The organism is Phenylobacterium conjunctum (assembly GCF_042679085.1).
GTDB classification, from domain to species: domain Bacteria; phylum Pseudomonadota; class Alphaproteobacteria; order Caulobacterales; family Caulobacteraceae; genus Phenylobacterium; species Phenylobacterium conjunctum.
Window position 1 is genome coordinate 1 of the sequence record NZ_JBHTLQ010000069.1, and the last position, 14,867, is coordinate 14,867.

General features: G+C 68.7%; 11 protein-coding genes and 1 pseudogene. 8 read left to right on the forward strand and 4 right to left on the reverse strand.

Going from position 1 to position 14,867, the window contains the following annotated elements; genetic code table 11:
- Nucleotides 1–530: pseudogene (locus tag ACFQ27_RS18775) on the forward strand (hypothetical protein); the annotation flags it as partial.
- Between the two features lie 3 nt (nt 531–533).
- Here the strand turns inward: ACFQ27_RS18775 and ACFQ27_RS18780 are convergent.
- Both ACFQ27_RS18780 and ACFQ27_RS18785 read right to left on the reverse strand, forming a co-directional pair.
- Entirely contained in the window at nt 534–1,991 is a 1,458-nt protein-coding gene (locus tag ACFQ27_RS18780; protein WP_377354663.1) for a hypothetical protein, read from the reverse strand.
- An 82-nt stretch (nt 1,992–2,073) separates the two neighbouring features.
- A complete protein-coding gene (locus ACFQ27_RS18785) occupies nt 2,074–2,499 on the reverse strand; it encodes an HIT domain-containing protein (RefSeq protein ID WP_374343625.1) in 426 nt (141 codons plus the stop codon).
- Between the two features lie 140 nt (nt 2,500–2,639).
- On the opposite strand from ACFQ27_RS18785, the gene ACFQ27_RS18790 reads away from it, so the two are divergent.
- Entirely contained in the window at nt 2,640–3,623 is a 984-nt protein-coding gene (locus ACFQ27_RS18790) for a malate dehydrogenase (RefSeq protein ID WP_374343623.1), read from the forward strand.
- Here the strand turns inward: ACFQ27_RS18790 and ACFQ27_RS18795 are convergent.
- Together ACFQ27_RS18795 and ACFQ27_RS18800 are read right to left on the reverse strand one after the other, a co-directional pair.
- Nucleotides 3,620–4,216, reverse strand: a complete 597-nt coding sequence (locus ACFQ27_RS18795) for a lysozyme inhibitor LprI family protein (protein ID WP_377354664.1) — start codon at nt 4,214–4,216, stop codon at nt 3,620–3,622. The two genes, ACFQ27_RS18790 and ACFQ27_RS18795, sit on opposite strands and share 4 nt — an antisense overlap.
- A gap of 127 nt (nt 4,217–4,343) precedes the next feature.
- Nucleotides 4,344–5,153 (reverse strand): LytTR family DNA-binding domain-containing protein, encoded by an 810-nt coding sequence (locus ACFQ27_RS18800; protein WP_374343619.1) that lies wholly within the window; start codon nt 5,151–5,153, stop codon nt 4,344–4,346.
- Between the two features lie 100 nt (nt 5,154–5,253).
- Here ACFQ27_RS18800 and ACFQ27_RS18805 point away from each other — a divergent pair, with 100 nt between their 5' ends.
- From ACFQ27_RS18805 to ACFQ27_RS18830, 6 genes are all read left to right on the forward strand, one after another.
- Nucleotides 5,254–5,793: a hypothetical protein gene (locus tag ACFQ27_RS18805; RefSeq protein ID WP_374343617.1), complete on the forward strand. Its 540-nt coding sequence runs from the start codon at nt 5,254–5,256 to the stop codon at nt 5,791–5,793.
- A 92-nt stretch (nt 5,794–5,885) separates the two neighbouring features.
- Complete coding sequence (locus ACFQ27_RS18810) at nt 5,886–9,245, forward strand: glycosyltransferase (RefSeq protein WP_377354665.1); 3,360 nt, start codon at nt 5,886–5,888, stop codon at nt 9,243–9,245.
- A gap of 155 nt (nt 9,246–9,400) precedes the next feature.
- Nucleotides 9,401–10,600, forward strand: coding sequence for an ADP-forming succinate--CoA ligase subunit beta (gene sucC, locus ACFQ27_RS18815; protein ID WP_374343613.1), 1,200 nt, complete (start codon nt 9,401–9,403; stop codon nt 10,598–10,600).
- Nucleotides 10,600–11,478, forward strand: coding sequence for a succinate--CoA ligase subunit alpha (gene sucD, locus ACFQ27_RS18820; protein ID WP_374343611.1), 879 nt, complete (start codon nt 10,600–10,602; stop codon nt 11,476–11,478). Before sucC ends, sucD begins: the two co-directional genes overlap by 1 nt.
- A 78-nt stretch (nt 11,479–11,556) precedes the next feature.
- Complete coding sequence (locus ACFQ27_RS18825; RefSeq protein WP_377354666.1) at nt 11,557–14,508, forward strand: 2-oxoglutarate dehydrogenase E1 component; 2,952 nt, start codon at nt 11,557–11,559, stop codon at nt 14,506–14,508.
- 52 nt (nt 14,509–14,560) lie between these two features.
- A partial coding sequence (locus ACFQ27_RS18830) for a biotin/lipoyl-containing protein (protein WP_377354667.1) occupies nt 14,561–14,867 on the forward strand: 307 nt, incomplete at its 3' end.

The following is a 14,867-nucleotide window of genomic DNA, read 5'->3' on the forward strand; positions in this document are numbered from 1 at the left end:
CGGCTCCGCAGACCAGCCCGCCACCCGCCGCCCTGCCGGCCGCGCCGCAGCCCTATGCGCCGCCGACGCCCATCTCCTACGCCCGGCCGCCGCGGCCCGCGGTGGGAGACCCGGTCCATATCGATGAGTTGGGCAAGACGCCGGACAGCCCGCCCACCCAGACCGACCTGAACTATGAGGCCCGGATCCGCGGCTCGTTCGCCTCCGCCCAGGGGATGCAGGGGCCGCTCGATGGCCGCTGGGTGCTGCGCGGCCTGGATGGCGCGGCGCTCTATGACCTGCAACTGGTGGACAAGAACAACGGCGTGCTCGAAGGCGCCTGGCGCGATCCCCGCCGCCGGGCCGCCGCTGACGCCTCCGGCTTTGTCGATGTGATCGAGCGCACCGGCGGCGCGGTCACCGCCCGCTTCCAGATCCGCGCCAACGGCCAGCAGGCCCAGCTCTCCCTCAGCTTCCAGGGCGACGGGGCCTGGTCGGGGGACCTCACGGAGGGCGGCGAGCGCCGCGCCGTGACGATGCGGCGGGAGTAGGGTCTAGCTCGGCGCGAGCAAATTGACCGGGCGAATGGCGTTCGTGAGGTCGAACCTCAGCTTGTTCCTGCGGCTGATCGCCTGGATGAGCTCAGCGTCAGCGACGCGATCATCCAGCCACTCGGTCATCTCATTCAGGGCTGCGATGCGGGTCTGCAGCGCCACGAGGTAGCGCTTTTCAGCCTCCTTCGTCGCCCCGCTCGCGCCCAGTTCCGGCGGCGCGGACAGCGCCCCGTCGATCGCCACCGGCGGCGTGAAGGAGGGGAAGCCCGATAACTCAAGAGGATCGCCGGCGCCCGCCAAGGCGCGGGGCACATAGGCTATTGGAGCGGTGTCGGCGCCATTCAGCTTGACCGCGAGGTTGGCTACCACGTTTGCCGCCGAGCGCACCACGACGCCAAACACGTCGGTTGATCTGGCGCGAACCGCGCGGTCGCCGTTGCTGATCAGCTCGTCGATCTGGTTCAGGTCGTTGGCGAGCCACACGGCGGACTGGGCCTTGCAAGCGTCGGCCCCGGGCGGGCAGAGCTTGCGTCGCGCGGCGCGCAGTTTGGAATAGGTCTTGAACAGCTCCGAGCATCTCGCGGAGGCGTCTCGCCGGAAGACCTCCGCGGCGACCTTCGCGGGGCCGTCCGTAAATCCATTGGGCGCCGACGGCAGACCGCAGGCGACCAGGTAGCGCGACGAGAAGTCCGTCTTCGCCAGCGGCGTCGCCGCCAGCTCACCATCTGCGTTCCTAATGTTAGCCGTCCAGGTGTAGGGGGCGGTCATCTCGTCCAGTCCAGCCGCGGCGGTGTCCAGCTGGACGGACCGGAAGATCGCGATGCGGGCGGCCTGCGCCCCCGAAGCATAGATCAGTGCGCGGCTCTTAGTCCCACTGAGTTCGTCGTAGATCAGGCCCACCGTACCGGCGCCCTTCCACCACTCGAGGGTGTCCGCCTTAGACCAATGCGACTGCCCCAGGATGGCCCCGCCGAAGCCCGTGGTCGTGACGATGGCGTCCAGATTGGCTGCGGCCTCACGGTCCCCGGCGATGGACTTGTATGAGACGATCGCCGCGACCCCGACCCGTTGGACGCATCGGTAGACTTCGTCCGGCCTCAGCGTTCCGGTCTGCGATGAATCCAGCAGGTCCCGTGCCGTGGTCCCGCCCAGCGCCGCTCCGGACAGCAGGCAATTGTTGAGCGCAAGGGACAGAGCCACGCGGGGTGAGCCGGCGCGTCCTGGCTTGCTGTTCCCCTTGGGATCGTCCGGATGGAAGGATCGCCCGGTGAGGTGCCGAAAGACGGTCTCCTCGCCAACCTGCAACCTTGCGTCGTTCGCTGCGGGAGCGGCCCCTTGTGCGCCGGCCGTGGGAGCCGCCACCACCGGAGCCGCCCCGGGGGCGGTCGCAGCCGTAGCCGGCGCCGCCAGCAACGCCATCCCGCAGGCCAAAGCCGCTACACGCTGGAACCGCACCATGACCGCCCCCGATCTTGTTGGATACGGGTCAAGTCATGACGCAATTTTTCAGAGTTAACAATATTTATACAACCTGGGCGAATCAAAGCCCCAGGGACTTGCGCGCGGTCTCCACCGCATAGGCCAGGACGTCCGCCTCGTAGGGCTCGGCGGGGCTGTGGCCCCAGACCGGGCCTGGCCAGGCAGGGTCGCCGAAGCTGCGGCCCACCACATGGACGTGCAGCTGGGGCGTGACATTGCCCAGGGCGCCGACGTTCAGCTTGTCCACCGGCAGGCCCAGGGCCTGGCCCAAAGCCTTCACCGCCCGGCCAGTGCGCACGATCTCGGTCATCAGCCGACCCTGGTCCGGGGTCATCAGGTCCTCCAACTCGCGGGCGTCGGCCACGCGGGGGATCAGGACCAGCCAGGGATAGCGCGCATCGGTCTGCAGGCGGACATGACACAGGGGCAGGTCTCCCACCGAGGCGGAGGTGGGCGGGAAGGCGGGGTCGAGGGCGAAGGCGGTCATCGCCCCCGAGCTTGGGCGCGACTTGGGGCCCCGGCAAGGGCCGGCGCGCATATGCGGCATTGCAGCAGGCGCCTCACTTGAGCTACGCAGCCGCGACCTCATTGGACGGCCCGCCGCCCGAAAACCTCTGGAGCAGCATCATGAGCAAGAAGCCCATCCGCGTGGCGGTGACCGGCGCCGCCGGCAACATCGGTTACGCCCTCCTTTTCCGCATCGCCTCGGGCGAAATGCTGGGCAAGGACCAGCCGGTGATCCTGCAGCTGCTGGAGATTCCGGTGGAAGGCCCGCAGAAGGCCCTGAAGGGCGTGGCCATGGAGCTGGAAGACTGCGCCTTCCCGCTGCTGCAGGACATGGTCCTGACCGGCGACCCGAACGAAGCCTTCAAGGACGCCAACTGGTGCCTGCTGGTCGGCTCCAAGCCGCGCGGCCCCGGCATGGAGCGCGCCGACCTCCTGAAGGACAACGGCAAGATCTTCATCGCCCAGGGCAAGGCCATCGACGCCGTCGCCGCTGACGACGCCCGCGTCGCCGTGGTCGGCAACCCCTGCAACACCAACGTGATGATCGCCGCGGCCCAGGCCAAGCGCCTGCCGTCCGACCGCTTCACCGCCATGGTGCGCCTGGACGAGAACCGCGGCCGCGCCCAACTGGCCAAGAAGGCCGGCGTGTCGATCAACGACGTGTCCGACCTGTACATCTACGGCAACCACTCGCCGACCATGTTCGCCGACTTCACCCACGCCAAGATCGGCGGCAAGGCCGCCGCCGACGTGATCGGCGACGAAGCCTGGCTGAAGAACGACTACCTGCCCACCGTCGGCAAGCGCGGCGCGGCCATCATCGAAGCCCGCGGCCTGTCCTCGGCGGCCTCGGCGGCCAACGCCCTGATCGACCACGTCCGCGACCTGACCATCCCGGGCACCGTCCACTCGGTGGCTGTGAAGTCGGAAGGCCGCTACGGCTTCAACCCCGACGTCTGGGCCGGCATGCCGGTGAAGACCACCGCCAACGGCTTTGAAGTCATCGAGTCCTTCGAGATGGACGACTTCGCCAAGTCCAAGATCGCCCTGACCAACGACGAGCTGGTCGGCGAGCGCGAGACCATCAAGGACCTGCTGGCCTAAAGGTCAGGGTCCTGAGCCAGCGCCTCGAGCTCGCTGACGCGGGTCTCGTAGGCGCTGGCCAGGTCATCAGGTGAAGCCAGGGCGGCCTGTTCGCGGGCCGCCAGCCAGGCGGCCTGGGCCCGGCCCAGGTCTCCCGGATCGGCCTGCTGCAGGCGGGCCTTACGATAGGCGGCGTCCAGCCGCCGGTCCCACCGGGCGAGGCCCGGATCCACACACACCATCTTTTCGGCCAGGGTCGTGGCCCGACGACAGTCGAAGCTCGGCCGGTCGGCGCGCGCCACGGTCTCCGAGGCCATGGCGGGTCCGCCGGACAGCTCGGGCAGCACTTCGAGCGGCGAGGTGGGTGGCGGGGTCTCGACGATAATGCGCAGGCCCTGGCCGGAAGGCGTGCCGGACGCCTCAGCCACGGGGCGGGGCGGCGCGGGCGGATGCGGTTTCACCCAGGCGGCGAGGGCGACGCCCAGCAGGCCGGCGCTGAGCACGCCGGCGGCGAGGCTGACCGTGATCAGGCGGGAGGCGTCAGGCCGGCCCAGGGTCGGCGATGGGCTGCTGTTCAGGGTGGGCTGAAGACTGAGAGGGTCGGCGGCGAACATCGCTGTGGGTCCTGAAGTCCGCCCCGTGCGCCGCAACACTCGCGGGCGACGGGATCGGATGCGCCACAATTTCGCCTTGCGCCTGAATTGCCGATGAACGTCGATGACAGCCTAGGGGTGTGCTCCCCTAGATCCACCCTTGCTCGCGCAGCAGTCGGGCGTAGGTGCGGCTGACGGGGACTTCAGAGCCGTCCTTCAGGGTCAGGACCGCGCGGCCGTCGCCCCGGCGGGCGTCGGCGATGGCGTCCCGGGCGACCCACCAGGAGCGGTGGACCTGTGCGCCCTCGATGCCCTCCAGCTCGGCCACGGCGTCGGCCAGGCGCAGCAGGATCAGGTCCTGGCCCTTGGAGGTGTGCAGGCGGAGGTAATGGTCCTCGGCCTCCACGGCCCAGACCTCGGCGCCGCGGAGCTTGAGCGGCAGGCGCTCCAGGAACCGCACCGGCGGTGGGGTGGGTGAGGGCGAGGCGTGGGTGGCCAGCAGATGGGCGTGGCGGTTCAGGCCGACGGCGAGGCTTGAGAAACCAAGGCAGCTGACCAGGGTGACGAAGCTGTAGCCTGGCAGGGCTGAGATCGGATCGCCGCCGTGGGGCGTGATGTGCGGCGTGGCCCAGGCGACCAGGGTCATGGGCGGGGTCATGATCACGCCGGAGATCAGCCCCTGGAGCCAGCGGCGGTCGTTGAACTGGGGCAGCAGCCGACAGGTCAGCCGGAAGGTCAGCAGGCCCAGGAGCGCCCCGGCCCACGAGATCGGCAGCATGTAGACCATGCGCAGCAGGATCGGGATGTGCAGGGTCCCGAAGGCGCCGATGAAGCCCAGGAAGGCGCCGACGATGCTGGCGCCAACCACGGTTCGGCGCACCGCCGCCCAGGTGATCGGGTCCGCCGCCGGCGAAGCGTGAACGGCGGGCGCTGTCGGCTGGCGCAGCGGCGGCGTCATCCGGCGTAACGGCCTTTGTCCATCGGAAAGCAAGGCTCCAGACGGGTTGTGACGGCGCGGCGGTCATCGCCGGCCCCCCAAGCCTCTGAGGAGATAGAACATGTCGCTGGTTTCGCAAACGCCCCGCCCGGCGGTCCTGGGCTCCATCGGCTTGCGTGCGCTGGCGGTGGGCGCCCTGGTGGCGGCCGCGACCTTTCCCCTTCGCCATCAGATCGCCGGGGCGCTGGCCTCGGCCTCCCCGCATGCGCCGGACATGGTCCTGTTCCAGCATCTCTCCCTGGCGGTGAAGGCCCACCTCTTGGCCGCGCTCGCCGCCCTGGTCCTGGGGGCGGTGCTGATGACGGTGCGCAAGGGGCGGACCTTCCACCGGGTGGCGGGCTGGGGCTGGGTGGTGCTGGTGGCGGTGGTGGCGATCTCGTCCCTGTTCATCACCGGCCTGAACCGGGGTCACTGGTCGCTGCTGCACCTCTTGACCGGCTGGACGATGATCATCCTGCCCCTGGCGGTGATCGCGGCGCGGCGGCATGTGGTGGGCCGTCATCGGCGGATGATGATGGGCCTGTTCTATGGCGGCTTCGCCATCAACCTGGCCTTCGCCTTCATCCCCGGCCGCGTCCTGTGGTCGCTAGTTCTGGGCTAGGACGGTTCTCGCCCCGAACGCGTCACGCTTCGGCCAAGATCGGCGCGCTAAGCCAAGATGACGGACCCCGGCGGTCCGGTGGCGAGGCGCAGATGGCCGACTATATCTTCCACGATCCCAGCGGACGGCGCGCCCGGCGCGCAGGTCTGATCGGCGGGCTCGCCGCGGCCCTCTTGGTGGCGCTGACCGCTGGATTTCTGGCGACGCTAGCCTTCGCGCCCCGGCTGCCGACCCTGCAGCTGTCCGACCCCAGGGTTCTGCGCGCCCTGCACCAGGAGACCGCCAAGCATCTGCACGGCAAGCCGGCCTGGAGCCGGCTGCCCCAGCCGCACCTGAAGCCCTCCAGCCCCACTCAGGGCGAGCCGTTGAGCCTGGGCTTCTACGTCTCCTGGGACGAGCAGTCGCGGGTCAGCCTGGCCCGGCATGTAGCCGACCTGGACGTGGTGGCGCCTCAGTGGATCGCCCTGGCCGGCGGGTCTGGCGCGACAACCCTGACCAGTGATCCCCAGGCCGAAGCCATCATCGCCGGCGCGCCCAACCACCCCGCCCTGATGCCGGTGGTCCACAACGCCCAGGACGGGGTCTGGCGCTCCAGTTGGGCCGACCGGGTGATCCTGGATCCGACCAGCCGCGCCCGCCTGATCGCCGGCCTGACCGACCTGGCCGCCAAGCGCGGCTACGCCGGCTACATCTTTGACCTGGAAAACCTGTCGCCCCGGGCGGCGGCGGCCTATCCCGCCTTCCTCGCCCAGGCCCGGGCGGCGCTCAAGTCGATGAACCGGCAGGTCTGGCTGACCGCGCCGGTGGATGACCCCGACTGGCCGCTGATGCGCCTGCAGAAAGCCGCCGACGTCATCGTGCTGATGGCCTATGACGAGCACTACCTGACCGGCGACCCCGGCCCGCCGGCGTCCCAGGCCTGGTTCCAGGCGCGCCTGGCGGAAGCGATGGCGCGGCTCGACCCGGCGCGGACCGTCGTCGCCCTGGGTTCCTACGGCTATGACTGGTCCCTGAAGAGCCGGTTCGCCGACCTGGGCGCGGGCGCGGTGACCTTTGCCGAGGCCACCCAGGCCGCCCACGATTCCAACGCCGTCATGGCGATGGACCCGGCCTCGCTGAACACCACCTACGGCTACCAGGACGAGACCGGCCGCGATCACCAGGTCTGGCTGCTCGACGCCGCGGCGACCTTCAACCAGATCAAGGTGGCCGACGCCTTCCGGCCGCTGGGCTATGGCCTCTGGCGCCTGGGGTCCGAGGACCCGGGGGTCTGGAGCCTGCTGCCGCACGCCTATGGCCGGGTCAAGGCGGACGCCCTGTCGACCATGGCGCCTGGCCAGGACGTGGATTTCGATGGGGGCGGCGAGGTGCTGAAGGTGACCGCCCAGCCGACGCCCGGACGCCGCACCCTGGCCACCGACGCCGCCACAGGCCTGATCTCGTCAGAGACCTATGACGTCCTGCCGACCTCCTATGTGATCCAGCGCTATGGCTTCCAGCCGGGCAAGGTGGCGATCACCTTCGACGACGGGCCGGACCGCCGCTGGACGCCCAAGATCCTCGACATCCTCAAGGCCAAGGCGGCCCGGGCGACCTTCTTCGTCATCGGCGAGAACATGGCCCGCTACCCCGACCTCGTCGCCCGCGAGGTGCGTGAGGGCCAGATGGTGGGCGGGCACACCTGGACCCACCCCAATATCGCTGAGACCCCGACGGCCCAGACCGAGATCGAGCTCAACGCCACCCAGCGTCTGTTCGAGACCTTGACCGGCCGGTCCATGCGGCTGTTCCGGCCGCCCTATTTCGGCGACGCCGAGCCCTCGACGCCCAAGGAGGTTGAGCCCCTGCTGGTGGCCCAGAAGCTGGGCTACCTGACCGTGGGCCTGCGCATCGACCCGGACGACTGGAAGAAGCCGGACGCCAGCCTGATCGTCCAGCGCGCCTTGGACGGCCTGGCCCGCACCGGTCCGCACCAGGGCCAGATCCTGCTGCTGCACGACTCCGGCGGCGACCGTAGCCGCACGGTCCAGGCCCTGCCCGTCCTGATCGACGCCCTGCGCGCCCACGGCTACCAGATCGTCACGGTGGATCAGCTGGCCGGGATGACGCCGCAACAGGCCCTGCCGCCCACCACCCGGGACAATTTCGAGCTGTTCCTGGATCGGCTGGGCTTTGGCCTGTTCCACGATATCCAGGCGACGCTCGGCGTCCTGTTCCTGGCCGCTATCGCGCTCGGGGTCCTGCGCCTGCTGCTGCTGGGCGGTCTGTCCCTGGTCCATGCGGCCCGGATCGGCGGGCGCACCCCGCCGCTGGCCTTCCCCGAGGACGGCCCCCTGGTCAGCGTGCTGATCCCCTGCTTCAACGAGGAGAAGGTGATCGAGGCCTCGGTGGCCCGGATCCTGGCGTCTCGCTGGCCGAGGCTTGAGGTCATCGTCCTCGACGACGGCTCCAAGGACGCCACCGCCACGGTCGTGAGCTCGGCCTATGCGGACGAGCCGCGGGTGCGGCTGATGAGCTTTGAGAACGGCGGTAAGGCCCGCGCCCTGAACCGCGGCCTGGCCGAGGCCAAGGGCGAGATCATCGTCGCCCTGGACGCCGACACCCAGTTCCCGGCCGACACCATCGCCCGCCTGGCCCGCTGGTTCGCCGATCCGAAGGTGGGCGCTGTCGCCGGCAACGCCCTGGTGGGCAACCGGGTCAACACGGTCACCCGCTGGCAGGCCCTGGAATATGTCACCGCCCAGAACCTCGAGCGGCGGGCCCTGGCGGCCCTCGGCGCGGTGACCGTGGTGCCGGGCGCCGTGGGGGCGTGGCGCAAGTCGGCCCTGGCCGAGCTGGGCGGCTATCCCGCCGACACCCTGGCCGAGGACCAGGACCTGACGCTTGCGGTGCAGCGCGCCGGCTGGCGGGTGGAGTTCGACCCCGAGGCGAGGGCCTATACCGAGGCGCCGGACACCGTGGAGGGCCTGCTCAAGCAGCGCTACCGCTGGTCCTTCGGCACCCTGCAGTGCCTGTGGAAGCATCGCGCCGGCCTGTTCGACGCCAAGCGGCCGGTGCTGGGCTTTGTCGCCCTGCCGCAGATCTGGCTGTTCCAGATCCTGTTGACCGTGGTGGCGCCGCTCGTTGACCTGGCGGTGGTCTGGAGCCTGGCGGCCGGCCTCTATGGCCTTGTGTCGCACCCGGTGGAATGGTCGGCGGACGATATCCTGCGGCCGCTGCTGTACTGGGCGGCGTTCATCCTGCTGGACCTGTCGGCAGGCGTGCTGGGCATGGCGCTCGAACGCAAGGCGCCCTGGGCCGATCTCGCCTGGCTGCCCGCTCAGCGCTTCGGCTATCGCCAGCTGATGTACTACGTGGTGCTGAAGTCGGTCGCGAGCGCCATCCAGGGCGCCCGTGTCGGCTGGGGGCGGCTGGAGCGCCGCGGGACCGTGGCGATGGGACGGGTCGGGTGATGACGCCAGGAGAGTGTGCTGACACCGGTGTCTATCCTGTATAAGATGCCGTAACGTGACGGGCGCAGGGCGGTTGCCACCTTAGTCCGGGGCGCCTATAAACCCGCGCACTCGCCCTCCCGGCGAACCCTTGAAACCCCGCTTTTCGGCGACTCATGAACATCCACGAGCATCAAGCCAAGGCCGTCCTCTCCGAGTTCGGCGTGGCGGTCCCGCGCGGCTTCGCCGCCTATACTGTCGACGAGGCCGTAGACGCGGCGAACAAGCTCGGCGGCCCGGTCTTCGTTGTGAAGTCCCAGATCCACGCCGGCGGGCGCGGCAAGGGCCGCTTCGAAGGCCTCGGTCCCGACGCCAAGGGCGGCGTCCGCGTCGTCAAGAGCGTCGACGAGGTCAAGGCCAATGCGGCCGAGATGCTGGGCCGCGTCCTGGTGACGCACCAGACGGGGCCGAAGGGCAAGCAGGTCAACCGCCTCTACATCGAAGAAGGCGCGGCGATCGCCAAGGAATTCTACCTGTCGCTGCTGGTCGACCGCGAAACGAGCCGGGTCTCGGTCGTGGCCTCCACCGAAGGCGGCATGGACATCGAGGACGTGGCCCACTCCACGCCCGACAAGATCCACACCTTCTCCATCGATCCGGCCAGCGGCGTGTTCCCGCACCATGGCCGTCGCCTGGCCAAGTCCCTGGGGCTGACCGGCGGCCTGGCCAAGGAAGCCGCGACGCTGCTGAACCAGCTGTACGCCGCGTTCCTGGCCAAGGACATGAGCATGCTGGAGATCAACCCGCTGATCGTCACCGGTGACGATCACCTGCGGGTGCTGGACGCCAAGGTCAGCTTCGACTCCAACGCCCTGTTCCGCCATCCGGAAATCGTCGCCCTGCGCGACGAGACCGAGGAGGACCCCAAGGAGATCGAGGCCTCCAAGTACGACCTCAGCTACATCGCCCTCGACGGCGAAATCGGCTGCATGGTCAACGGCGCGGGCCTGGCCATGGCCACCATGGACATCATCAAGCTCTACGGCGCCGAGCCGGCGAACTTCCTCGATGTCGGCGGCGGCGCGACCAAGGAAAAGGTCACCGCGGCCTTCAAGATCATCATGGCCGACCCCAACGTGAAGGGGATCCTGGTCAACATCTTCGGCGGCATCGCCCGCTGCGACATCCTGGCCCAGGGCGTGGTCGAGGCGGTGAAGGAGACGGGGCTCAGCGTTCCGCTCGTCGTCCGCCTGGAAGGCACCAACGCCCAGCAGGGCAAGGACATCATCAATAACTCCGGCCTGAACGTGATCGCCGCGAACGATCTGTCGGACGGCGCGGAAAAGATCGTCAAGGCCGTGCGGGGGGCCGCCTAATGTCCATCCTGATCGGCAAAGAAACGCGCGTCATCTGCCAGGGCATCACCGGCTCGCAAGGCACCTTCCACACCGAACAGGCCATCGCCTACGGCACCAAGATGGTCGGCGGCGTGACCCCCGGTAAGGGCGGCACCACCCACGTCGGCCTGCCGGTGTTCGACACCGTCGGCGAGGCGGTCAAGCAGACCGGCGCCGACGCCAGCGTGATCTACGTCCCGCCGCCGTTCGCGGCCGACTCGATCCTGGAGGCCATCGACGCGGAAATCCCGCTGATCATCTGCATCACCGAGGGCATCCCGGTGACCGACATGATCAAGGTGAAGCGCGCCCTGTCGGGCTCCAAGTCGCGCCTGATCGGCCCGAACTGCCCCGGCGTCCTGACCCCGGAAGCCTGCAAGATCGGCATCATGCCGGGCAATATCTTCAAGAAGGGCTCGGTGGGTGTTGTCTCGCGCTCCGGGACGCTTACCTACGAAGCCGTTTTCCAGACCTCGAATGTGGGCCTGGGCCAGACGACGGCGGTCGGCATCGGCGGCGACCCGGTCAAGGGGACCGAGTTCATCGACATGCTCGACCTGTTCCTGAAGGACCCGGAGACGGAATCGATCATCATGATCGGTGAAATCGGCGGTTCCGCGGAAGAAGATGCGGCGGAATTCATCAAGAATTCAGCCATCAAGAAGCCTATGGTCGGCTTCATTGCGGGACGCACCGCGCCGCCTGGGCGCCGGATGGGTCACGCAGGCGCGATCATTTCGGGCGGCAAGGGCGGGGCCGAGTCCAAGATCGCCGCGATGGAGGCTGCGGGCATCCGCGTGTCTCCGTCTCCGGCGAAGCTCGGTGAAACCCTCCTCGAAGTGCTCAAGGGCGCCTGAGGCACAATTCAAGCGTAGGGCGGTCCGCGCTCGGCTCCTTTTCCAGAAGCTCCGCGGTCCCCCGGGAAAGCGGATGAGATGGCGGACGACGGAAGTCTGATCAACGAGGTGCTCGCGGAGACCTCCTTCCTCTACGGCGGCAACGCCGCCTTTGTGGAGGGGCTCTATGCGAAATGGGCGGCCGACCCCAACTCGGTCGAACCCTCGTGGAAGGCCTTCTTCGCCTCCCTGCAGGACCGCGCCGACGCCCTGAAGGGCGTGGGGGCCAAGCCGGCCTGGACGCACAAGTCCGCGCCGGCGGCACGTCCCGACTGGCTCTCGGCCATCGACGGGCTCTGGCCCGCGGTCGAGGCCAAGGTCGGCGCCAAGATCGAACAGCGCCAGCCTTCGGCCAGCCCGGAAGCCGTCCGGGCCGCCACCCTGGATTCGCTGCGCGCGATCATGATGATCCGCGCCTACCGGATGCGGGGCCACCTGCGGGCGAATCTGGATCCGCTGGGGCTCAACATCCCGCCCGGCGACGCCAGCGAGCTTGATCCGTCGAGCTACGGCTTCACCGAGGCCGACTATGACCGGCCGATCTTCCTGGACTTCGTGCTTGGCCTCGAGACCGGCACGATCCGCGAGATCCTTGCGATCCTGAAGCGGACCTACTGCGCCGATGTCGGCGTCCAGTACATGCACATCTCCGACCCGGCCCAGAAGGCCTGGCTGCAGGAGCGCATCGAGGGCCGCGACAAGGAGATCGTCTTCACCAAGGAAGGCAAGATCGCCATCCTGAAGAAGCTGGTGGAGGCCGAAGGCTTCGAGCGCTTCCTGCACAAGCGGTTCCCCGGCACCAAGCGCTTCGGCCTGGACGGCGGCGAGGCCATGGTCCCGGCGCTGGAGCAGATCATCAAGCGCGGCGGCGCGCTGGGCGTGAAGGACATCGTCATCGGCATGCCGCACCGCGGCCGCCTGAACGTCCTGGCCGCCGTGATGGCCAAGCCGTACCACGTGATTTTCCACGAGTTCCAGGGCGGCTCCACCCTGCCGTCGGACGTGGAAGGCTCGGGCGACGTGAAGTACCACATGGGCGCGTCCTCGGACCGCGCCTTTGACGGCAACAACGTCCACCTGTCGCTGACCGCCAACCCGTCGCACCTGGAGATCGTCAATCCGGTGGTGCTGGGTAAGGCTCGCGCCAAGCAGGCGTTCGAGCTGCGCGAGAACTCTGAAGCCGGCCGCAGCCATGTGCTGCCGCTGCTGATGCACGGCGACGCGGCCTTCGCCGGCCAGGGCGTGGTCGCCGAGTGCTTCGCCATCTCCGGCGTGAAGGGCTTCCGCACCGGCGGGACCATCCACTTCATCGTCAACAACCAGATCGGCTTCACCACCGCGCCGCAGTATTCGCGCTCGTCGCCCTATCCGTCGGACGTGGCCCTGATGGTGGAAGCCCCGATCTTCCACGTGAACGGCGATGACCCGGAAGCTGTGACCTATGTGGCCAAGGTGGCCACCGAGTTCCGCCAGATGTTCGGCAAGGACGTCGTCATCGACATGTTCTGCTACCGGCGGTTCGGGCACAACGAAGGCGACGACCCGACCATGACGTCGCCCTTGATGTACGCCAAGATCAAGGACCACCCGACCACCCGCGAACTCTACAGCCGCCAGCTGATCGCAGAGGGCGTGGTCACCCGTGAGGATGTCGACGGCTGGATCGCCGAGTTCGACAGCTACCTCGACAAGGAGTTCGACGCCGGCAAGTCGTACCAGGCCAACAAGGCCGACTGGCTGGACGGCGCCTGGGCGGGCCTGGCCCTGCCCGATGGCGACGACCGTCGCGGCGACACCTCGGTGCCGCTGCAGAAGCTGATCGACCTGGGCCAGAAGATCACCGCCATTCCGGATCGCCTGGACGTCCACAAGACCGTCCGCCGCGCCATCGAGGGCCGCCGCCAGGCCTTCGAGAGCGGTGAAGGCCTGGACTGGGGCGCCGGCGAGCACCTGGCCTTCGCCACCCTGCTGGACGAGGGCTTCCCGGTCCGCCTGTCCGGCCAGGACAGCGTGCGCGGCACCTTCACCCACCGCCACTGCGACCTGATCGACCAGAAGACCGAGGAGCACTACACCCCGCTCCAGAACATCCGCCCCGGCCAGGCCCACTTCGAGGTGATCGACTCGGCCCTGTCGGAAGAGGCGGTGCTGGGCTTCGAGTACGGCTTCTCGCTTGCCGACCCCAAGACCCTGACCCTGTGGGAAGCCCAGTTCGGCGACTTCGCCAACGGCGCCCAGGTGGTCGTGGACCAGTTCATCTCGTCGGGCGAACGCAAGTGGCTGCGGATGAGCGGCCTCGTGATGCTGCTGCCGCACGGCTATGAAGGCCAGGGCCCTGAGCACTCATCGGCCCGCCTGGAGCGCTATCTGCAGCTCTGCGCCGAGGACAACATGCAGGTGGTGAACTGCACCACCCCGGCCAACTACTTCCACGTCCTGCGTCGGCAGATGCGCCGGGAGTTCCGCAAGCCGCTGATCGTGATGTCGCCCAAGTCGCTGCTGCGCCACAAGAAGGCGGTGTCGCGGCTGGTGGACCTGGCGGAGGGTTCGTCCTTCCACCGCGTCCTGCACGACGACGCCGAGCGCAAGCGCAACACCTCCATCGAGCTGGTGGCCCCGGAGAAGATCCGCCGCGTCGTGCTGTGCTCGGGCAAGGTCTATTACGACCTGCTCGACGCCCGCGAGGAAAAGGGCATCGACGACGTCTACCTGATGCGCCTGGAGCAGTTCTATCCGTGGCCGGTGAAGTCGCTGTCCACCGAGCTGTCGCGCTTCCCGAACGCCGAGCTGGTCTGGTGCCAGGAAGAGCCGAAGAACATGGGCGGCTGGACCTTCGTCGACCCGTGGCTGGAGCTGACCCTCGAGCGTCTGAAGGTGAAGTCCAAGCGCGCCCGCTATGTGGGCCGCCCGGCTTCGGCCTCCACCGCCGCCGGCCAGATGAGCCGGCACATGAAGGAGCTTCAGGCGTTCCTCGCCGAAGCCCTCGCCTGATCCCCCAAATCATACCCCTCTAGACCCCAGTAGAGACAGAAAGACCCGATCAATGGCCGACATCATGACGCCCGCCCTGGGCGAGTCCGTCACCGAAGCGACGGTGGCGCGCTGGGCGAAGAAGCCGGGCGAGGCGGTCAGGAAGGACGAGATCCTCGTCGAGCTCGAGACGGACAAGGTCAGCCTGGAAGTCGCGGCGCCCGCCGACGGCGTCCTGGAATCCATCTCCGCCGAGGAAGGCGCGACCGTCGAGCCGGGCGCCCTGCTCGGCCGCGTGACCGAAGGCGCGGCGGCCGCCAAGCCCGCCGCCGCTCCGGCCCCTAAGGCTGAAGCGCCCAAGGCTGAGGCGCCCAAGCCCG

Bases quoted from the DNA above. Each gene is read 5' to 3' on its own strand.
- ACFQ27_RS18785 (WP_374343625.1), bottom strand. From the start codon at position 2,499: ATGACCGCCTTCGCCCTCGACCCCGCCTTCCCGCCCACCTCCGCCTCG.
- ACFQ27_RS18780 (WP_377354663.1), bottom strand. From the start codon at position 1,991: ATGGTGCGGTTCCAGCGTGTAGCGGCTTTGGCCTGCGGGATGGCGTTG.
- ACFQ27_RS18790 (WP_374343623.1), top strand. From the start codon at position 2,640: ATGAGCAAGAAGCCCATCCGCGTGGCGGTGACCGGCGCCGCCGGCAAC.
- ACFQ27_RS18810 (WP_377354665.1), top strand. From the start codon at position 5,886: ATGGCCGACTATATCTTCCACGATCCCAGCGGACGGCGCGCCCGGCGC.
- ACFQ27_RS18825 (WP_377354666.1), top strand. From the start codon at position 11,557: ATGGCGGACGACGGAAGTCTGATCAACGAGGTGCTCGCGGAGACCTCC.
- ACFQ27_RS18805 (WP_374343617.1), top strand. From the start codon at position 5,254: ATGTCGCTGGTTTCGCAAACGCCCCGCCCGGCGGTCCTGGGCTCCATC.
- sucD (WP_374343611.1), top strand. From the start codon at position 10,600: ATGTCCATCCTGATCGGCAAAGAAACGCGCGTCATCTGCCAGGGCATC.
- sucC (WP_374343613.1), top strand. From the start codon at position 9,401: ATGAACATCCACGAGCATCAAGCCAAGGCCGTCCTCTCCGAGTTCGGC.
- ACFQ27_RS18800 (WP_374343619.1), bottom strand. From the start codon at position 5,153: ATGACGCCGCCGCTGCGCCAGCCGACAGCGCCCGCCGTTCACGCTTCG.
- ACFQ27_RS18795 (WP_377354664.1), bottom strand. From the start codon at position 4,216: ATGTTCGCCGCCGACCCTCTCAGTCTTCAGCCCACCCTGAACAGCAGC.